This window comes from Thiocystis violacea, from assembly GCF_016583565.1.
In the GTDB taxonomy this organism is placed as follows: Bacteria; Pseudomonadota; Gammaproteobacteria; order Chromatiales; family Chromatiaceae; genus Thiorhodococcus; species Thiorhodococcus violaceus_A.
The window spans coordinates 24,840-43,863 of the sequence record NZ_NRRF01000045.1 but is presented as its reverse complement, the minus strand read 5'-3'; the positions used below and the strand labels follow the sequence as shown (position 1 = coordinate 43,863).

The following is a 19,024-nucleotide window of genomic DNA, read 5'->3' as shown; positions in this document are numbered from 1 at the left end:
CGCCGCCCTTACCACCGGATGGCCGACCACCACCACCGCCCTTAGCGCCGTATGACCGGCCCCCGCCGCCCTTGCCGGAAGGCCCTGCCGGGACCACACCTTTCGCCGCGCCCGCGGCGAAGATGCCCTTGCCGATGCCAAATGGCAGGGGCTGAGCTGCGGCATCGGTCGAGATGAGCGGCAGCGCCGCAACCGCGGCGGTCCCGCCGAGCAACCGCTTCAGGAAGTCGCGACGGTTGGCCGAGACATGCTCCAGCGCCATGTCCAGCGCCGTCTTGGAATCGCTTTTCGCCATCGTTGAAACTCCGTTCTTGCTGAGGCGAGAGCCCCAGGGCTTTTTCGATGAGGCCCCAGCCCCGAAGAGGTCGGAACCGCTGTCCCGATACGGCGCCCGCGGGCTTGAAATGGGCGAGCAGGAGAGATCGGAACCCCATGCTCCGCGCGAAGTCCTGGACTGATCGCCAAGGCGCTCGGACGACCGAGCCAAGGGACTGTCGGCGCCGCCGGCACAAGTATGGCACAAGACGTGGAGACGCCGAAAAGCGCCCTCGCAGCCCGCCCCACCGAGGCCTATCGACATGAAACCGCACAACGACAGGCGGCCTCTCAACGCGGCGACCAGAGGTCGAGCTGAACCGGCTGGGAGGGAAGCGACCCAGGCACCGACGCGGGGGCTCTGGACAGAGAAGTCGGCGAGCGGAGCGACACCGCTCAGCGGTGTCGCAAGAGGGGGCCGCTACTTGGCTGCGCGCATCGCGCTGGAGACACCCGCCTCGGTCCAGCCATTGAACACGGCCGTCTTCAAGCCGCGCGCGGGCACCTTGACGGATTGTTCGAAGCTGCGGCCATAGCCGCTGACCTTCACCCGGTAATCACCGGCGGGAATCCTGGTCATGAACCAGGGGCCACGGGAGTGTGCCGTGAGCAGTGTGGCGCCACCCGGCTTCGCGATGACGACATCGACATCGCCCAGGTAGCTGCCGTTGGTGACGGCGAACTCGAGCTTGAGCGTGTAGCTGGGGCCGTACTCGCTGAGCATGTAGGCACGCTCATCGCTCCCAATGCCGCCGCTCACCCAGGGCATGCTCGGGTCACCGCCCTGCTCCAGGAACTGAGCCGCCGCACCGCCCGTCGCCGCGACAGCGCCAGAGGCGCTCAAAACCAGCACAAGGCCGAGCAATGTGTTTCGCATCGAGGTCTGGATATCCATGGTATTCCCCCTGACCCATTAGGGCCATTGACAGTAGGCCACCTAAGGCTAGCAGCACCCGGGTCATTGGCATAGTCCGCAAAGATCTGCCAAGTCTTCATTTAATAAGGACTTTGGTCCGACTTCTGGCCGATTTTGGGGCATGGGAGAACGCCAGACGAACGCGTCCGGCCGATGTCAGACAGGCGCCTTGCAAAGCCCGTCGCTGTTCGACGAAAGTGACGCGAGCCTTGCCTTGTCGATCAGGGATAACCAACTATCATTCTGAGCGATCTATCCGTGCGGACGGTCTATCCGTGCGGACGGTCTATCCGTGCGGACGATGAAACCGATTGAGCTTCTGCACGAAGACTCGCTCGAACATCCGCATCGCACCCGGCCGGAGAAAGCCGGGGATCCGCAGACGTCTTGAACCGAAATCCAGTTTGGGGACTCCGCCGCATCGAGCCCCTCGGCGGAGGCGCGCAACGCGGCCTCTTCGACGATTACCTGCATCAAGGGGACAACCATGTTTCTCATCACGCGCGATTTTTTGACAGTCCTCCTCGTCTTTCTGGCCCTGATGCTCGTTTTCTGGCTGGAGACCTCTTCCGTGAATGAGGAAGCGCCGATGCAGCAGGAGGCGATGCAGACGGCACAGCTCTCCTCGAATCTGCATCAGAACGCCGCGAAGACGCCCGAGGCCTACTGAGGCGATCTCGGGGACGGCGGGCACTGACCGCCAGGAGCCCAGGGAGGGCCGCACGTCACCACCCCGCAGAATGCGACTCCACCGCGTCGGTCAGCTGGAACGCCGCCCGCAGCGGCAGATGGTCGGACGCGACACCCGCAACGCCGACTCGCATGACCTCCAGAGACGCAAGCCGCAAACCGCCGCCGAACCAGATACGGTCGAGTGGCAGGAGCGGCCAGCCGCCCGGATAGGTCGCGCGGGGCGGCGCCGGCCGGAGGCGCGCATCGATGGGTCGCAGGCGCGCGGAACGACGGCGCCACTCGTTGAAGTCGCCAAGCAGCAGCATCGGCGGGTCGACCAGCCCCTGACGACGAGCCCGATCGATCCGCCCGACCAGATGCTCGATCTGTCGGCGGCGCTCACGCATGCTCAGCCCCAGATGGGTGGCAAAGCAGCAGAGCGGCGCTCGACAGGCGAGCGTACTGGATGGCCTCTCGACGCCATCCAGGCTCAAGCGCGCCTCGATGAGACCGCGCGGCTCGCGCCCCGGCTGACTCAGGTCTTGACAGCTATATCGCATGACCGGCAAGCGGCTGATGAGCACATTGCCGTATGCGCCGCGCGCTGATCGCAGGGTATGGCCAAGTACCGGCTGATAGCCGTGCTGATGAAGCCGGTCCAGCAGGGCGTCCACCCCGGCGACGGCGGGCGGCGTCTCGACCTCTTGCAGCGCAATCACGTCGACATCCAGATCCAGGATGACCCGCGCGATGCGTTGATGATCCATCCGCCGATCACGACCGATGCCGCGGTGGATGTTGTAGGTCGCAACCGACAGGATCCGAGCGGCCTCAGTCACTGGCCACCAGCATCCGCCGGCCGTACCAGGCCAGCCCAGCGACCGCCAAGGCGCCAACCAGCACGAGCGCAACGGCGCGCAAGTCCGCCTGGCGGATCAGCGACATGAGCCCCTCGGCGAAGATCGACATCGCCAGGATCGCCGGAGTCATGCCAATGGCGGTGCCGATCATGAAATCGCGGAGCCGCACGTGCGATGCGCCGGCGAAGAGATTGATGACGGCGAAGGGGGCCACTGGGACGATGCGCACGGTCAGCACCGTCAGAACGCCATGGCGAGCCAGTCGCTTGCTCAAGCGCTCCAGCCCCCCGCCAGTCATGCGCTCCACCGCGGGGCGCCCCAGGTAGCTCCCGATGCCATAGCCCGAGAGCGCCGACAGGATGGAACCGGCCAGCGCGATCAGGGCGCCGGGCACGGGACCGTAGATGATGGCCGCAACCAGGATGAGCAAGGTGACGGGGACGGCGACCAGGGCGGCGGCGACGAAGCCCGCCACGGCGACCGGCGGCCCCCAGAGGGTGTCATCCAACCCCTTGAGCGCCGCCGCGATGGCATCTGGGTCCAGCCAATCGCCCAGGGCGGTCCAGCGCCAGGCGGCGGCCAGGGCGACGAACAGGAGGATCAGCCCGATCCCCAGGATGAGGCGCCAGCGGATGTGTGGCAGATGCGCCTCGCCCCCGATCACCACGTCGGTGACCAGCTCGGCGTCGATCGGTCGGTCCGGGTCGACGATGCGCTCGTCAGGCAGCTGGCGGTCCCATTCAGGGTCGATCTCGCCATCCAGGTCGGCGAGGCGCACGGGCGGCGCCTGGTCCGCCGCGCGCGGCCCGGCGCGCAGGGTCTCAAGGGCCTGAATGATGCCGCCGCCCTGCGCCCGCGCTTGCGTCTCCGCGTGGGCGACCTCATCCGCATCGATGGACAGGAAGATGCCGAGCAGCCGATGCCGCAGACCACGGATGGCGGCGATCGCATCCTCCTGCTCGCCAAGGATGCAGAGGTCGCACTCGCTATCCAGCCCCATGGATCTGTTGCTCAGGTTGGAGGAGCCGATCCGCAGCAGCCTGTCGTCCGTGATGGTCAGCTTGGCGTGGACCATGAGGCAGCCGTCGGACAGCTCGGCCACGTCCGGGTAGTAGACACGCAGTCGATCGTGGCGGTCGGCGTGGCGCAGCCGCTGCAGCATGCGGGCGCGCAGGATGTCCATGGTGTGCTGCTCCAGCCAGGCGCCCGTGCGCCGGGGCAGGATGATGATCACCTCCGGCCCCTGCTCGCGCTCCAGGGAGGCACAGAGTGCGTCGCCGACCGAACGGGCCGTCAGGTACTGGTTCTCGAGATAGATGAGGTGCTCCGCCCGCGCGATGGTATCCAGGTAGAGCCGCTCGATCTCGCGCACCTCCGGGCGTTCCTCGAAGGCGGAGAGCGTCCTGGCGATGGCGACCGGCCGATCGCGCAACATTGCCTCCACAGCCTCCGGCCAGGCATCGCCCTCGGACTCGGACTCGGACAAGGGCGCGATGCAACTGCCGGTCGCCCAGCGCCAACGCTCGACGAAGACCTCCGCGACGGCGGCCGCGGCCTCCCCATCCACCAGCATCTGCAGGTCGTGGAAGGGCTGATAGGGATCGCCCGCGGTGTCGATGCGGCGGGGGTCCTCGGGCGGGTGCGCATTGGTGTCCCAACGCCATGTGCTCAGATCGAAACCGCCGCAGTAGGCGATGGCCCCATCGATGGCGACCAGCTTCTGGTGCTGGCTCGCCGTGAGCGGGTGTTTGTCGTCCTTGACGAAGTGCAGACGCGGATGGCTCTCCCAGGGATTGTCGCGGAGAAACAGCGGCTCGCGCTCCAGGGCGTAGATGGAGGCGTAGTCCCACAGGAGGATGTAGACCTCCAGTTCGGGGTTGCGCTCCAGCAGGGTTCTCAGAAGGTCGGCGAGCCGGACCGGCAGATCGTCGTCGACGCTCTCGCGGACCAGCTCGAGCTGACTATGCAGGTCCCACCCAGCAATGAGGATCCGCCGACGCGCCTTGGCCATGGAGGCGCGCACAGCGGCATAGTATTCCTCGCCGTCGACCAGCACGCCCACACGCTCGGCGTGTTCGACGCGCCAGCAGTTGCGGCCGGGTTGAAACAGCCCATCCGCCTCGGACGCGCCAGCGCCATCCAGGGCACGAGCGGCATTCGCATCGGTTTCCATGACGACCTCCTGATCCGACTCATCAAATGACCGCCGCCAACGCGCCGGCCGCCACGTCCCGCACCCATCTGGCACGCACAAAACATGGTAACGCAGTCGGATATTCGACACCAAAGGGCGCCATCCATCGGCTGCGTCAGCAAGAAGCGGCCGCGCGCCACGGCCTCGGAGGGGGCGGCGAAGCGGCTTTCGACACCCTGGTGAACCCGCGCCTGTTGAAATCGCGTGGCAGAGCGTCGATTCTCCCGACGCCGGCCTGCGCGGAGAACCAGCGACCTGGGCATGCGGCGCCCTATTCGCTCGGCCGGCGTCTCTTCGCACTCAGTCGAGTGGAGATCATCGGCCGGATCCGGCCGGCGCTCCACTGTCCAGCCCGCCGCCCGCGACGCAATCGACATCCCAACACCAACCAGGAGGATTTCATGCGCACACTCATCAGCCTCATCGGCCTGATCTTGATCGGCACCAGTGCTCAGGCAGAGGTCCAATCCAAGGCCGTTGCCTACGACGACGACGGAACGGCACTGACCGGCTACCTCTACTGGGACGACGCGACCAGCGCAAAGCGCCCGGGCATCCTGGTGGTGCACGAGTGGTGGGGGCTCAACGACTACGCCAAGCAGCGTGCGCGGATGCTCGCCGCACTGGGCTATGTCGCCTTCGCCGCGGACATGTACGGTGGTGACCGGGTCACCAAGGATCCCAAGCAGGCGAGCGAGTGGATGCAGGAGGTCACCGTCGATCCCGAGCTTTGGCGCCAGCGGGCCGCGGCTGGCCTGGCCCAGCTCAAGGCCAGCGCGCTGGTGCTGCCGGACAAGACCGCCGCCATCGGTTATTGCTTCGGCGGCGGGACCGTCCTGCAGATGGCCTACGGCAATGCGGACGTCAAGGGCGTCGTGAGCTTCCACGGCTCGCTGCCGGCGGCGCCGGAGGAGTCCAAGGGCAAGATCGGACCCAAGCTCCTCGTGCTGCACGGTCAGGCCGACAGCTTCGTCGCGCCGGACGTGGTCGCCAACTTCCAGACCAAGCTGGAAGAGGCCGGCGCCAATTGGGAGATGGACATCTACGGCGGGGTGCGGCACAGCTTCACCAACCCCAAGGTGGGCGAGTATGGTATCGAGAATCTCAAGTACGATGCTCAGGCCAACGCACGCTCCTGGGAGCGGATGCAGGGCTTCCTCGACGAGCTGTTCCAGGACTGATCCCCGCTGACCAGTGCGCGGCGCCGATGCCCTGAGCGCCGCGCGCTAGAACTCAGCCCCTCGGCAGACGGGGCCATGGGCGCCATCCTCTGACATGGGCGCCATCCTCTACCAGAGCCCTCGCCCATCCAGCCCGACGCGGAGAAGCGCATGCGCAGACCACTGGAGTCCATCAACCCCTACACCGGCGAGCGCATGGAGGCCCTGGAGCAGATGGCCCCGGACGCCGTCGAAGCCGCCATCCAGCGCGCCGATGCCGCGACATCGCACTGGGCCGAGCGCGCCCTCGGCGAGCGCTGCGACCTGCTGCGCGCCGTGGCCAAACGTCTACGCGAGGGCAAGGCGGCGCTGGCGCGGGTCATCACGAGCGAGATGGGCAAACTCATCGGCGAGGCGGAGGCAGAGGTCGAGAAATGCGCCCTGGTCTGCGACTACTACGCGGACCATGCCGAGGCGCTGCTCGCCGACCGGCTGATCGCCTCGGATGCCAGCCGCAGTCTCGTCGCCTATCAACCGCTGGGCGTGCTGCTCGCGATCATGCCCTGGAACTTCCCCTTCTGGCAGGTCTTCCGCTGCGCCGCGCCGGCCTTGGCCGCGGGCAACACCCTGCTGCTCAAGCACGCCTCGAACGTGCCGCGCTGCGCCCTGAGCATCGAGCAGCTCTTCCGTGAGGCGGGGGCACCCCAGGGCGTTTTCCAAAGCCTCTTGATCGACGCCCAGGGCGCGGAGCAGGTCGTGGCGGACGGGCGCGTCCGCGGCGTGAGCCTCACGGGCAGCGAGACGGCGGGGCGCCGCGTTGCGAGCATCGCCGGCCAGCATCTCAAGAAGACGGTGCTGGAGCTGGGCGGCTCGGACGCCTTCGTCGTGCTGGAGGATGCGGACCTGGAGCTGGCGGTGGCGACCGCGGTCAAGGCCCGTTACATGAACGCCGGACAGAGCTGCATCGCGGCCAAGCGCTTCGTCCTGGTCGAGGCCATCGCCGATGCCTTCCAGGAGGCATTCAGGGCCGCCATCGAGGCGCTCGTGCCCGGCGATCCCCTGGACCCCGCAACCAGCCTCGCGCCACTGGCGCGGCAAGATCTACGCGAGACCCTGCATGAGCAGGTGACCGCAAGCGTCGCGGTCGGCGCCCGAGTCGCGACGGGCGGCCATCCCTTGGCAGGCTCGGGCTGGGGCTACGCGGCGACCCTGCTGGAGGGCGTCGGCCCAGGGATGCCGGCGTACGCGGATGAGCTGTTCGGACCAGTCGCCGCCTTGATCCGGGCCAGGGACGCGAACGCGGCGCTGAGCATCGCCAACGACTCGCGCCTTGGGCTCGGCGGCAGCGTCTGGACACGGGACGCGGCGCGCGGAGAAGGCTTTGCGCGCCGCATGAGCTGCGGCTGCGCCTTCGTGAACGGCCAGGTGAAGAGCGATCCGAGGCTGCCCTTTGGCGGCATCAAGGACTCCGGCTACGGCCGTGAGCTGGGCACCCCGGGCATCCAGGAATTCGTGAACGCCAAGACGCTCTGGATTGGTTGAGCGGGCAGGGTTGCTTGAGCAGCGATGCCAGGAGACAGGGATGGATGCAGTGCGCTTGAGGCGGATTGGGCGAGACGGACACACCCCGGAACCGTCGCCCTTGCCCCGGCTTACGGGTTCCGAGCGACGTCCTTCTTGCCCGACGCGCCGTGCCTGCCCAGCAGGCTATATCGGTTGATCCGCGCGGCAGCGCTCAATGGCGGCAACGAAGCGCTCAAGGCTGCCGGCCACCTGTAGACGCTGGTGCTCGACGTCTGGCTCGGCGCGACCCTCGTGGATGGCCGCCTCGAGAGCCTGCGCCTGGGCCCGCACATCGAGAACGCCGAGCGTCGCCGCCGTCCCCTTCAGGGTATGGGCGATGCGCCTGGCCTGATCCCGATCGCCGTCGGAAAGCGCCGCGCCTAGCCGCCGCATGTCGTCGGCGTGGGTCTTGACGAACTTCTCCAGTAGGCGCCGGTAGAGCGGCTCGTTTCCTCCGACGTTGCGCAGACCCATGCCGGTATCCAGCCCAGCAACCGCGTCCAGGGCGTCGGCATCGATGCCGGTCGCGGGCTGCTCCTCGCGGGTGTCGCCGGGCGCCGTGGCCTCCAGCCACCGCGCCAGGACGCGATAGAGACCGCGGGGGTCCACCGGCTTGGCGATATGGTCGTTCATGCCCGCCTCGAGACAGGCGTCGCGGTCGTCCTGGAAGGCATTGGCCGTCACCGCCAGGATGGGCACCCGCCCGTAGTCCGGTCGCTGGCGAATGCGCCGCGTCGCCTCGGGTCCGTCCATCTCGGGCATCTGCATATCCATGAGGATGGCGGCGTAGCGCCGATTGGAGGCCATCGCCACCGCGACCACGCCGTTCTCGGCGATGTCGGCCTGGAGCCCGGCCTCTTCCAGCAGAATCTTCAGCACCTCGCTGTTGATCTCGTTGTCCTCGACAACCAGGATCCGCGCGCCACGGTAAGGGGCCAGGCGCGTCAGGGCGTCGTCGAAGTGTCCCTCGGACGCCGTCTCCTGGTCGGTTTCGACCGCCGTGAAAGGCACCGTGAACCAGAAGGTGCTGCCCGCGTCCGGGGTGCTCGCGACACCAATCTCACCGCCCATCAGCTCGACGAGATGCTTACAGATCGCCAAGCCCAGCCCAGATCCGCCAAACTTGCGCGTGCTCGAGCTATCCGCCTGCTCGAAGGCCAGGAACAGCTGAGCTTGCCGCTCCACGGGGATCCCGATGCCCTGGTCGCTGACCTCGAAACGCATCTTGAGATCCGCCCCGGAGCGCTCGCTCAGAGACGCATGCACCCGGATGGTCCCCTCATCGCTGAACTTGAGCGCGTTACCGACCAGATTCAGGAGGATCTGATCGAGCCGCAGCGGATCCCCATGGAGTCGCGCCGGAACCTCGGGGTCGATAATGAGACTGAGCGCGAGTTCCTTGCGCTGCGCCTCGTCCGCGACCAGCATGTTGAGCTTGGTGAAGTGGTGCTGAAGCTCGAAGTCGACCGGGTCGAGTTGCAGCTTGCCGGCCTCGATCCGCGAGAGGTCCAGGATGTCGTTGATCACCCGCAGCAGGTGATAGGCCGCATCCGTGACCTTGCCGAGGCGCTGCGTCTGCTCGCGGTCCTTGGCGCTCGCCTTGATGAGGTGGGTCATGCCGATGATGGCGTTGAGCGGCGTGCGGATCTCATGGCTCATGTTGGCCAGGAAGGTGCTCTTGGCCAGATTGGCGGCCTCGGCGGCGAACTTGGCCTGCTCCAGCTCGGAGGTCCGCGTGCGCACCAGCTCCTCCAGGTGCGCGCGATAGTGGGACAACTCGTCCTCGGCCAGCTTCTTGTCGGTGACGTCGACGAGGACGAGCCGAATCTGCTTCAGCTCACCGCCCAAGAGCACCGGGTCTGCATTGACCAGGACCCAGCGCAGGGTAGCGTCCGAGGCGAGCCGAATCCCGATCAGCTGGTTGCGCACGGGCGCGTGGGTCGCCATCACCCGCTTGACTGGACGGTGCTCCGGCGAGAGCGGTTGCAGCCTCTCATCGACATACAGGGCGCAGGGCACCTCGGCGTCCAGCGCATCGATCGCCTCGCTGCCCAGCCCGAGGAGGGTCGCGGCGGTCGCATTGACATCGACCGAGCGTCCGTCCGGCCCGTAGACCAGCACCCCCACGGGGATCCCCTGCAGCAAATCGCGGTAGCGCGCCTCGCTCTCGCGCAGGGCCGCCTCGCCGCGCCGCCGCTCGGTGACGTCCTGCACGGTGCCGAGCGCGCTCAGGGCCAGACCCTGGAGGTCGCGCAGAATCTCGGCGCGTTCGCGAACCCAGCGCACCGCCTGGTCGCCGAGTCCCCCCTGATCACCGAGCAGCACCCGGTGCTCGATGTCGTAGGCAGCGCCCTCGACAGCCCGCGCCCAAGCGCCGCCGACCGCTTCGCGGTCGTTCGGATGCACGCAGCGGATAAAGATATCCAGGTCCACCGGCACGCCGGGCGGGAGTCCGAATAGCCGATAGCTCTCGTCCGACCAGTCCAGCCGACCACTGGGGATATCCAGACACCAGCTCCCCGTCTGGGACACGGACTGCGCCCGATTCAGATTCTCTTCGCTGCGTCTGAGTGCGGCCTCCACCCGCTTGCGATCGGTCGTATCGCGGTGCAGGGCATAGACGTAGCTGATCCCGCCCCATTCGACCCGAGAGGCGCTGACCTCGACGTCATACTCACCACCGTGCTTGCGCCGATGGCGCGTCTCCTTGGTCAAGCCCTGCGCGGTGATCCGCGAAAACATGGCCTCGAGCTCGGCGCGGCTCCAGTCGATGTCCCAGTCCCAAACGTGGAGGTTGGCCAGCTCCTCGTCGCGGTAGCCAAGCATCTCGCGGAAGCGCGCGTTCCACTCCACCAGCCGCCCGCTCGTCTCCAGGATGGCAATGGCATCGCGCGAGCGCTCGAAGAGGACGCGGCGGCGCTCGGACTCCTCGCGCAAGGCGTGCTCGGCACGTCTGGCATCCGTCACGTCGCGCCAGATGGCGGCCCAATAGCGTCCGTTGCGAATCTCGAGCAGTCGATTGGTGACCGACACATGCCGCGGACTGCCGTCCTTGTGGCGGTGGATGTGCTCGAAATCACCGCGGCCCGTGCGGTTGATCAGCTCGATGCGTGCTTGCACCTCCTCTTCCGGCACGTCCCCCTGGATGTCCACTATCCGCAGCCGCGCAAACTCCTCGCGCGTATAGCCGAGCGACTGACAGGCGGCGTCATTGAACTCGACGAAGCGCAGGGTCTCGGCGTCGACCAGCACGATGGCGTCGGCGGCCTGGTTGACGATGGCGCTGTAGAGTTCTTCGCGCTCGCGCAGCGCCTCCTGCATGCCGCGAGCCTGGGTGATGTCGCGCGAGATCCCCAGCACGCCGATCAGCCGACCATCGGCATCGCAGACAGGCGTCTTGATGGTCTCCAGCAGTTCCTGGTGACCGTCGTCCGCGAAGGTGACGATCTCCTCGTTGATGGTCGGCTGACCGGCATTGAGTGCCTTGAGGTCATGACGCCGGAAGAACTCGGCCAGCTCGTCGGACACGAAATCGCGGTCGGTGCCGCCGACGATCTTCGACTCGGAGGCTCCGAGGAAGCGCTCGAAGCGCTGATTGCACGCCAGGTAGACGCCATGCGGATCCTTCAGCCAGATGAGGTCCGGGATGGTACGGATCAGGGTATGCAGGAGACCCAGCTCGCCCCTGAGTTGGGTTTCATTCGCCTGGCGCTCCGTCTCATCGCGCCCGACGGCGAGAGAGCGCCCGTCGTCGAGGCGTTGGAGCATGAGGTCGACGAGCCGCTCGGTCGCGTCCGGGCGACGCATCCAGAGCGCCACGCGCAGGCGGCCTTGCCTCTCCAGCTGGGTCATCAATGCCGGCAGACGCTCGCGCTCGCGCGACGCGATCAGATCGGAGAAGGACATCTCGCCCAAGGCCGCGAGGTCATGCCCGGTGAGCGCCAAGGCGGCCGGGTTGGCGTGCTCAAGGGTGGCGTCAGTGGCAACCACCCACAGGGCATCGCCGATGGCGGCGCTGACGGCTCGCACATCCTGCTCAGGGCGCGGGCGCTCGGTTTCATCGACGACATAGCCGCGCATCCGCTCGACATCGCCGGCGGCGTCCAGGTCCACGCGGGTGAAGCCATGGAGCCAGCGTGTGCCGCCATCCGCGGTCAGGATGCGATAGCGCTGCTCCCAGGAGGCGCGTCCCTCGCTGCGATAGCGGGCGACCTCCTCCGCGACCCGCGCGCGGTCGTCCGGATGGATGACCGCGGAGTAGCGAAAATCGGGGCTTCGCAGCTGTTCCGCGCCGCGCCCGAGGATGGACGCGATGTTGGGAGAGACGTATTCGATCGGCCATTCGGGCGCGTCCGCCCAGACCAGCACCCCGACCGGCCCGCCGACGAAGAGCGCGCGCTCCCACTGCGCCAGCGGCTCTCCCGCCCCCGCAACGCACGAGCCGCCGGGGAGTGCGCGCGGATCGGCGTGCCCCACCCGCTGGTTGCTCGACTCGACAGGGACTGGTTGTCGTTCTTTCATTTAGACGCCTCGACGCCAGACCTGAACGCCCGCTCTACCTCGACACCGACGATTGCACATCTCTCTCGCGCCAAGCGCCAATGGCGAAAACCGCTGCCGTTGGCAGTCGAACCATGGACGCAGCCCATGCCAGACGCATGAGGCGAGACGTGGCACCACGACCAATGCTATCTGTAACAGTATCCCAGGGTGAAGTCGTCGATTGTCGTGCTCTGGTTCTCGCCCGGTCCAAGGCGCCGATGAGGGCGCGGCGCGGACGAGCGAAACCGCTCGTCCGGAAGCGATCGAGCGAACGTCGGATACCGAATACGACCTTCACCGAAGGCGCTGTTCATCAAGACAGAAAAAAGCCGCCGCCGAGATACGCGATCTGCGAAGCCGGTCACAGGGGTCCGGTTGAACCCCAGACCGCAGGGCGTCATCTTAGTCGCCCATCGGGCGGCTTGCTCGCCCGAGGACGTTGCTGGCCGACCACCGCCTTGAGGCTCGCCCAATGCACGGTGAATGCCGGAAACGACCTTACCCGAGAAGACGCGGATCGGCTGGATGGGCAACGTCCGCGCTCTGGCCCCGAGTGCAACCTCGACGCCGGACGGATGTGCCCATCTTGCAAGGCACGGAGCTTGGATGATGGGCACGCCCGCCGCCCCACGAAGCGCATCGCACGGGCGTTGCCCATCCGACGCGACCAGGACTGACAGCCTGGTGTTTCCCGGACATCACCTTCAGGCACGGCCAAGCCAGGCCGGGGGCGCACACATATGAACAAGGACGCACGCAAGACAGAAGCCACGGCCAGTGCCGCACTAGAAACGCGCCTAGCCCTGGGAGAGCTGGAGCCCGAGCAGGAGGACGGCGATTTCGCCCATGCCTTTCGCATCGGCGACTGGTGGTTCCTGACGCCGACGGATCTCCCAACCGAGGTTTCACCACCGCTGCACTGCGCACGCCTGCCCTTTACCGCGACCTGGTGCCTGGGACTGGCGAATCATCGGGGCGAGTTGATCCCGATCTACGACATCCGCGCGCTGATGGCGGAGCCCACGCGCCAGCTCGGCGGCTACTTCCTCATGGTCGGGCGGCGCGACGCCCGCGCCGGCCTGCGCATCGACGAGATCCGCTCCTGTCGAATCCCGGCCGACGCAACCTTCCAGCCGCTCTTCCCCATCCCCAACCTGCCCGAGCTGGAGGTCACCGGCATCTCGCTCGACGGCACCGTCTTCGCCCGGATCGATCTCGACGCGCTCTTCGCCACCCTCGCGCAACGCGCGAGCATGCTGGATGGCGGCCAGCCTTCCGCCTGAGGGACCGCATCATGCGCGCGACCCCAAGTCTTCTCGGTCAGGTTGACGTCAGAGGACTCAGGCGATTTCCGGGAAACAACAGACCCGCGGTTCCGTAGGATGGGCAAAGCCCTGGCGATGCGCTGCTTTCGGAGTGCCGAGGGTCCAGGGGCGTGCCCATCATCCCAGCTCGGCGGCTTGCAAGATGGGCACGTCCGTCTGGCGTCGAGGTTGGGCGCGAGCCCAGAGCGCGGACTTTGCCCACCCTACCGATCCGGGTCTATTTGGCTAAGGTCATTTCCGGAAATCGCCTCAGGGCGCGAAGGGCCGAGGATGATCGATGCCGAAGCCCTGGGCGCGAATGGCTTAAGCTCTCCCAATTCGGACCGCACCCTCCGAGGCGCTGCCGCCGCAGCCTTTATCCTAGACCCGTGGGTGAGCAAGCAACCAACTTAGCCGTGCGGCGAAGAGAGCCGACGACCACAGGAAGAGACGACCATCCGTGAACATTCAGGCGCACGAAGAGCTGAAAGGCAAAATCTGGGAGATCGCGAACCGGCTCAGGGGACCTTACCGACCGCCGCAATATCGCCTGGTCATGCTTCCAATGGTCGTTCTGCGGCGGCTCGACTGCGTCCTCGCGCCGACCAAGGACGCCGTCCTTAAGCAGCATGCCGCGCTGGAGGCGCAGCAGATGCCCGAGGCGGCCATGGATCGTCTACTCGGCAAGGCCGCCGACCCGAACCGCAAGCACCCGCTCTACAACGTAAGCCCCTACACCTTCGCCCGCCTGCTTGGCGACGCCGAGAACATCGCGCCGAACCTCGTCTCCTACATCAACGGCTTCTCGCCGACCGCGCGGCACATCTTCGAGCGCTTCAAGTTCGCCGATCAGATCGAGAAGCTGGACGCCAGCAACCGCCTCTTCACCATCGTCAAGGCGATTTCCGAACTCGATCTCCACCCCGGCAGGATCGACAACCTCCAGATGGGCTACCTGTTCGAGCATCTGGTGATGCGCTTCAACGAACAGGCCAACGAGGAGGCGGGCGATCACTTCACGCCGCGCGAGGTCATCCGCCTCATGGCGAACCTCATCTACACCGGCGAGCAGGACGTCTACAAACCCGGCATCTACCGCACCATCTACGACCCAGCCTGCGGCACCGGCGGCATGCTCTCAGAGTCCGAGAAGCTGATCCTCTCCCAGAACGAGCGCGCGCAGCTCGCACTCCACGGCCAGGAGTACAACGACGAGTCCTGGGCCATCTGCTGCTCGGACATGCTCATCAAGGACGAGGACACCGCCAACATCGTCCTCGGCGACACCCTCGGCGACGGCAAGACCCGAGACGGCTTCGAGGGCCGGCGTTTTCACTACCTCATGGCCAACCCGCCCTTCGGCGTCGAGTGGAAGGACCAGAAAGACACGGTCGAGCGCGAGCACAAGACCCTGGGGTTCACGGGCCGCTTCGGCGCCGGGCTGCCGGCCATCAACGACGGCTCGCTGCTGTTCCTTCAGCACATGATCTCGAAGATGCACCCCTTTGCTGCGGGGGATGAGGACCAGCCCGGCTCCAAGATCGCCATCGTCTTCAACGGCTCGCCGCTGTTCTCCGGCGACGCCGGATCGGGGCCGTCCAACATCCGGCGCTGGATCATCGAGAACGACTGGCTCGACGCCATCGTGGCGCTGCCGGATCAGCTCTTCTACAACACCGGCATCTTCACCTATGTCTGGCTGGTGACGAACCGTAAGCCGCCCGAGCGGCGCGGCAAGATGCAGCTGATCGACGGCACCCGCTTCTTCCAGAAGATGAAGAAGAGCCTCAACAACAAGCGCAACGAGATCAGCGAGGCGCAGATCGCCCAGTTGACCCGCGTCTACGGTAATCAGGCGGACGGCGAGACGGCGGAGGTCCAGATCGAGGGTCAGACCGAGACCCGCGTCATCTCGCGGATCTTCGAGAACCGCGAATTCGGCTTCCTCAAGATCACCGTCGAGCGCCCGCTGCGGCTGAACCTCGAGGCCACCCCCGAGCGCATCGCCTGGCTCGACGACCAGAGCGCCTTCGCCAACCTGGCCGTCTCGAAGAAGCGCAAGGACAAGGCTCAGGTGGAACGCGAGGAGAAAGCAGGGCGCGAGCAGCAGGAAGCCATCCGCCAACTGCTCGCAACCCTTGAGGGCAAGGGCCGCTACCTGGATCGCGCCACGTTCGAGACCGACCTGACCGCCGCCGCCAAGCGCGCCGGTCTCAAGCTCCCGGCCCCGATCAAGAAGGCCATCTTCGCCGCCCTCGGTGAGCGTGACCCGGAAGCCGAGATCTGCCGTGACGCCAAGGGCCAACCCGAGCCGGATAGCGAGCTGCGCGACACCGAGAACATCCCGCTCCCGCCTGGAACCGCGCTGCCGCTGCCGATGGACTTTGGCCCGGACAAGCCCAATGACCGCTTGGTTGCAGCCTTCCGCGAGACCATCGACGCCTACATGACGCGCGAGGTGCTGCCCCATGTGCCCGATGCCTGGGTGGACTATGACAAGACCAAGGTGGGCTATGAGATCCCGATCAACCGGCATTTCTACGTCTACAAGCCGCCGCGTCCGTTGGATCAGATCGAGGGGGACATCAGCCGGCTGGAGGGGGAGATTGCTGGGTTGCTGCGCGGTCTGATCGACTGAGTCATGGAATGCCTCCACTGCAACCTGGGCGATCCCATGCTAGTGTTGATACATGTATTCATCGAGGGATTGCCTCATGCCGACATCCATTCGACTCGATTCAGCCACTGAGCAGCGACTCAATCATCTCGCCGCCAAAACCGGTCGCAGCAAAGCCTTCTACCTGCGCGAGCTGGTCGAGCGTGGTCTGGATGATCTGGAGGATTACTACCTGGCTGATGCGGTCATGGCGCGCGTGCGTAACGGCGAAGAATCAACCCATACCCTAGATGACGTGGAGCGCGAGCTTGGTCTGGCGGATTCGGAGAAACCGACATGATTGTGGAACTCACGATGCACCATGATGGTGAAGCACTGACGACACAGCTTCCCAAGGCCATGACTGATCGTCTGAGCCTGAGCAATGGGGACAGAATTTACGCGGTCGAAACCGAGCAGGGCATCCTCTTGACGACCGTCGATCCCGATCTGGCTCGGGTGATGGAATCGGGCGCGAGAATCAGCGCGCGCTATGAGAATGCTTTGCGTGAGCTAGCGAAGTGACGGAGCCGCTCTGGCTGAAACGAACCTGGGTTGATGCGTTGCACTTCGAGCAGATCGAGCGTTTTGGTGGATTGCATGGGATTCGCGACGACGGCGTGATCGACTCCGCGCTCGCCCGGCCGCGACATCAATGGCTGGACGATGATGTTCGGGAGTTGGCCACACTCGCCGCCGCCTATGGTTTCGGACTGACCCGCAACCACGGGTATGTCGATGGCAATAAGCGCATCGGTTTCATGGCAAGTGCCGTGTTTCTCGATCTCAACGGCTGGACGCTGCAAGCCCCAGAGGCCGAGGTTGTCGAAATCATGCTTGGCGTGGCGTCCTCTGAGGTTCAAGAGGCCGAACTGGCGCGCTGGATGAGGTTGCATTCGCATGCTCAGTAGCGACGAAAAGATCGAGGGAGACATCAGTCGGTTGGAAGGGGAGATTACGGGGTTGCTGGAGGGGTTGGTGGCATGACCACGGTTGCAGAGAATGCCTGTGCCGAGTGTGAAGAGCTGCTGCAAGGTTGGACGCGCCGCCGTCTTCGCTTCGACGCACATCTGAACCCCAAGAAGTCCTCACTGGACATGGAACCTGACGAATTCGTCTCGTTCGTCCCGATGGATGCTGTCGGCGAGTATGGGGGACTAAACCTCGACGAGGTGCGAGAGCTGGAGGAGGTATACAGCGGCTACACCTACTTCGCGGATGGCGACATTTGTATCGCGAAGATCACGCCTTGCTTTGAGAATGGAAAAGGTGCGCTTGCCGAGGGACTTGCCAACGGTATCGGATTCGGCACGACCGAGCTGCACATTGTTCGTCCGGGACCGAGCATCGACCGGCGCTTTCTTTTCTATGTGTCGATTGCTGACGACTTCCGAAAGATCGGCGAGTCGGAGATGTATGGGGCCGGAGGCCAGAAGCGCATTGATGAAGGCTTCATCAAGGACTGGATGCCACCGCTTCCCCCAATCACCACCCAACAGCGCATCGCCCGCTTTCTGGATGAGAAGACAGCGCGGATCGATGCGCTGATCGAGAAAAAGCGCGCGTTGCTGGATCGGTTGGCCGAGAAGCGCCAGGCCCAGAGCTTTGAAGGTGCGAAAATACAACTTGTATAATCAGCATCTTACGCAGGCACCTAGGCGGTGCTCCGGTGGTTAGCATCGGATTTGAGGCAGCGCAAAGCAGGTAAATCAATCGGTTACGTTTCTACACTTTTCGTGACCTTCACAGCCCTGGCGCCAGGCCCTCATCACCCGCGCCGTCACCAAGGGCATCAACCCCGACGCCCCCATGAAACCCTCCGGCATCGACTGGCTTGGGGACATTCCGGCGCATTGGGAGGTCAGGCCGCTGAAGCGCCTTGTTGAAGACGGCATAGGTCTGCAAATGGGGCCGTTCGGGGGAATGCTTACGAACCTTCCCGACCATGAAACTGGCTTTAAACTTTACGGGCAAGAAAACACGATATCGGGCGACTTCACGCACGGAAGCAGATGGGTTGAGGAAGAACGATACGCAGAATTGAAACGCTACGAACTCTTGCCTGGTGACTTAGTCATTACCCGAAAAGGCTCGCTCGGCAATTGCAGGCGTGTACCGGATCGGATAGCCCCAGGCATCGCGGACAGTGACACAATCCGTATTCGACCGAATCGATTTCGACTGATGCCAGAGTGGGCGCTAATGCTCCTGCATGAGGCACAATTCGTATCAGAGCAGATTGCAGCAGAGCGCCGGGGAGCTATCCTGTCAGGTCTGAACACCACTGTAGTAGGCAGCTTGATCTTCACTTTGCCTCCCGAAACCGAACAGCGCGAGCTAATTGACCATTTAGGCGCCCTGTTGTCTCCGATCGACGTTATCACCGAAAAAGTCAGAGGCACGATTGAGAAGCTTGCCGAGTATCGCTCCGCCCTTATCACCGCCGCCGTCACCGGCCAGATCGCGGAACTGCGCTGACCCTCGGTCTGCCGAAATGACACGACCAAGGGGGCCACGGATGCCCGCCGCGACCGTCACCCATCGATCCGCTGCGCCACCAGCTTCACGCCCAGCGCATGACAGACACGGTTGATGGTGTCGAAACGCGGCTGCGACTCGGGTCGCAAGGCTTTGTAGAGGGCTTCGCGCGCGATTCCGCTCGCCTTGGCGATCTCGGTCATGCCACGCGCGCGGGCCGCGGTGCCGAGCGCCTGCGCGAAAGCCGCCGGGTCGTTCTCTTCCAGCACGATGGTCAGATACTCAGCAATGGCCTGGTCGTCATCCAGGTGCTCGGTGATGTCGAACTCAGGCAGATCGGCAATGCGGATTTTCTCGGTCATGA

The 19,024-nt window shown here is 65.3% G+C and carries 16 protein-coding genes; 10 read left to right on the top strand and 6 right to left on the bottom strand.

What is annotated here, in order from left to right; all coding sequences use genetic code 11:
* A partial coding sequence (locus tag CKO23_RS16770) for a twin-arginine translocation signal domain-containing protein (RefSeq protein WP_200332969.1) occupies positions 1–295 on the bottom strand: 295 nt, incomplete at its 3' end.
* 441 nt (positions 296–736) lie between these two features.
* Positions 737–1,192, bottom strand: a complete 456-nt coding sequence (locus CKO23_RS16765; RefSeq protein ID WP_200332968.1) for a hypothetical protein — start codon at positions 1,190–1,192, stop codon at positions 737–739.
* A 526-nt stretch (positions 1,193–1,718) separates the two neighbouring features.
* Here CKO23_RS16765 and CKO23_RS16760 point away from each other — a divergent pair.
* Positions 1,719–1,901, top strand: coding sequence for a hypothetical protein (locus tag CKO23_RS16760; protein ID WP_200332967.1), 183 nt, complete (start codon positions 1,719–1,721; stop codon positions 1,899–1,901).
* Between the two features lie 55 nt (positions 1,902–1,956).
* On the opposite strand, the gene CKO23_RS16755 is transcribed toward CKO23_RS16760, so the two are convergent.
* On the bottom strand, positions 1,957–2,742 hold the full coding sequence (locus CKO23_RS16755) for an endonuclease/exonuclease/phosphatase family protein (RefSeq protein WP_200332966.1): 786 nt from the start codon (positions 2,740–2,742) through the stop codon (positions 1,957–1,959).
* Positions 2,735–4,936: a VTT domain-containing protein gene (locus CKO23_RS16750; protein ID WP_200332965.1), complete on the bottom strand. Its 2,202-nt coding sequence runs from the start codon at positions 4,934–4,936 to the stop codon at positions 2,735–2,737. Before CKO23_RS16750 ends, CKO23_RS16755 begins: the two co-directional genes overlap by 8 nt.
* A gap of 422 nt (positions 4,937–5,358) precedes the next feature.
* Here CKO23_RS16750 and CKO23_RS16745 point away from each other — a divergent pair, with 422 nt between their 5' ends.
* Together CKO23_RS16745 and CKO23_RS16740 are read left to right on the top strand one after the other, a co-directional pair.
* Positions 5,359–6,138 (top strand): dienelactone hydrolase family protein, encoded by a 780-nt coding sequence (locus CKO23_RS16745; protein ID WP_200332964.1) that lies wholly within the window; start codon positions 5,359–5,361, stop codon positions 6,136–6,138.
* A gap of 150 nt (positions 6,139–6,288) precedes the next feature.
* Positions 6,289–7,659: an NAD-dependent succinate-semialdehyde dehydrogenase gene (locus CKO23_RS16740; RefSeq protein ID WP_200332963.1), complete on the top strand. Its 1,371-nt coding sequence runs from the start codon at positions 6,289–6,291 to the stop codon at positions 7,657–7,659.
* A gap of 165 nt (positions 7,660–7,824) precedes the next feature.
* Here CKO23_RS16740 and CKO23_RS16735 read toward each other — a convergent pair whose 3' ends face one another.
* The gene (locus CKO23_RS16735; RefSeq protein ID WP_200332962.1) at positions 7,825–12,201 is read right to left on the bottom strand and encodes a PAS domain S-box protein; all 4,377 of its coding nucleotides are present in this window, start codon (positions 12,199–12,201) and stop codon (positions 7,825–7,827) included.
* A 761-nt stretch (positions 12,202–12,962) separates the two neighbouring features.
* On the opposite strand from CKO23_RS16735, the gene CKO23_RS16730 reads away from it, so the two are divergent.
* The 7 genes from CKO23_RS16730 to CKO23_RS16700 all read left to right on the top strand — a co-directional run bounded on the left by CKO23_RS16730 (position 12,963) and on the right by CKO23_RS16700 (position 18,660).
* Entirely contained in the window at positions 12,963–13,505 is a 543-nt protein-coding gene (locus tag CKO23_RS16730; RefSeq protein WP_200332961.1) for a chemotaxis protein CheW, read from the top strand.
* A 481-nt stretch (positions 13,506–13,986) separates the two neighbouring features.
* Positions 13,987–16,164: an N-6 DNA methylase gene (locus CKO23_RS16725; RefSeq protein ID WP_200332960.1), complete on the top strand. Its 2,178-nt coding sequence runs from the start codon at positions 13,987–13,989 to the stop codon at positions 16,162–16,164.
* 76 nt (positions 16,165–16,240) lie between these two features.
* The gene (gene relB / locus CKO23_RS16720) at positions 16,241–16,483 is read left to right on the top strand and encodes a type II toxin-antitoxin system RelB family antitoxin (RefSeq protein ID WP_200332959.1); all 243 of its coding nucleotides are present in this window, start codon (positions 16,241–16,243) and stop codon (positions 16,481–16,483) included.
* On the top strand, positions 16,480–16,707 hold the full coding sequence (locus tag CKO23_RS16715; protein WP_200332958.1) for an AbrB/MazE/SpoVT family DNA-binding domain-containing protein: 228 nt from the start codon (positions 16,480–16,482) through the stop codon (positions 16,705–16,707). The genes relB and CKO23_RS16715 overlap by 4 nt, the downstream gene beginning before the upstream one ends.
* Entirely contained in the window at positions 16,704–17,093 is a 390-nt protein-coding gene (locus tag CKO23_RS16710) for a type II toxin-antitoxin system death-on-curing family toxin (RefSeq protein WP_200332957.1), read from the top strand. The genes CKO23_RS16715 and CKO23_RS16710 overlap by 4 nt, the downstream gene beginning before the upstream one ends.
* 72 nt (positions 17,094–17,165) lie before the next feature.
* Positions 17,166–17,816 carry a restriction endonuclease subunit S gene (locus CKO23_RS16705; RefSeq protein ID WP_200332956.1) on the top strand — a complete coding sequence of 217 codons (651 nt, stop codon included), beginning with the start codon at positions 17,166–17,168 and terminating at the stop codon, positions 17,814–17,816.
* 175 nt (positions 17,817–17,991) lie between these two features.
* Complete coding sequence (locus CKO23_RS16700) at positions 17,992–18,660, top strand: hypothetical protein (RefSeq protein ID WP_200332955.1); 669 nt, start codon at positions 17,992–17,994, stop codon at positions 18,658–18,660.
* Positions 18,661–18,716: 56 nt separating this feature from the next.
* Here the strand turns inward: CKO23_RS16700 and CKO23_RS16695 are convergent, their stop codons facing one another.
* The gene (locus tag CKO23_RS16695) at positions 18,717–19,022 is read right to left on the bottom strand and encodes an addiction module antidote protein (RefSeq protein ID WP_200332954.1); all 306 of its coding nucleotides are present in this window, start codon (positions 19,020–19,022) and stop codon (positions 18,717–18,719) included.
* Positions 19,023–19,024: the final 2 nt, after the last annotated feature.

Coding starts and splice junctions, on each gene's coding strand:
- CKO23_RS16745 (WP_200332964.1), top strand. CDS start 5,359: ATGCGCACACTCATCAGCCTCATCGGCCTGATCTTGATCGGCACCAGT.
- CKO23_RS16705 (WP_200332956.1), top strand. CDS start 17,166: ATGACCACGGTTGCAGAGAATGCCTGTGCCGAGTGTGAAGAGCTGCTG.
- CKO23_RS16765 (WP_200332968.1), bottom strand. CDS start 1,192: ATGCGAAACACATTGCTCGGCCTTGTGCTGGTTTTGAGCGCCTCTGGC.
- CKO23_RS16695 (WP_200332954.1), bottom strand. CDS start 19,022: ATGACCGAGAAAATCCGCATTGCCGATCTGCCTGAGTTCGACATCACC.
- CKO23_RS16715 (WP_200332958.1), top strand. CDS start 16,480: ATGATTGTGGAACTCACGATGCACCATGATGGTGAAGCACTGACGACA.
- CKO23_RS16740 (WP_200332963.1), top strand. CDS start 6,289: ATGCGCAGACCACTGGAGTCCATCAACCCCTACACCGGCGAGCGCATG.
- relB (WP_200332959.1), top strand. CDS start 16,241: ATGCCGACATCCATTCGACTCGATTCAGCCACTGAGCAGCGACTCAAT.
- CKO23_RS16735 (WP_200332962.1), bottom strand. CDS start 12,201: ATGAAAGAACGACAACCAGTCCCTGTCGAGTCGAGCAACCAGCGGGTG.
- CKO23_RS16700 (WP_200332955.1), top strand. CDS start 17,992: ATGAAACCCTCCGGCATCGACTGGCTTGGGGACATTCCGGCGCATTGG.
- CKO23_RS16750 (WP_200332965.1), bottom strand. CDS start 4,936: ATGGAAACCGATGCGAATGCCGCTCGTGCCCTGGATGGCGCTGGCGCG.
- CKO23_RS16760 (WP_200332967.1), top strand. CDS start 1,719: ATGTTTCTCATCACGCGCGATTTTTTGACAGTCCTCCTCGTCTTTCTG.
- CKO23_RS16730 (WP_200332961.1), top strand. CDS start 12,963: ATGAACAAGGACGCACGCAAGACAGAAGCCACGGCCAGTGCCGCACTA.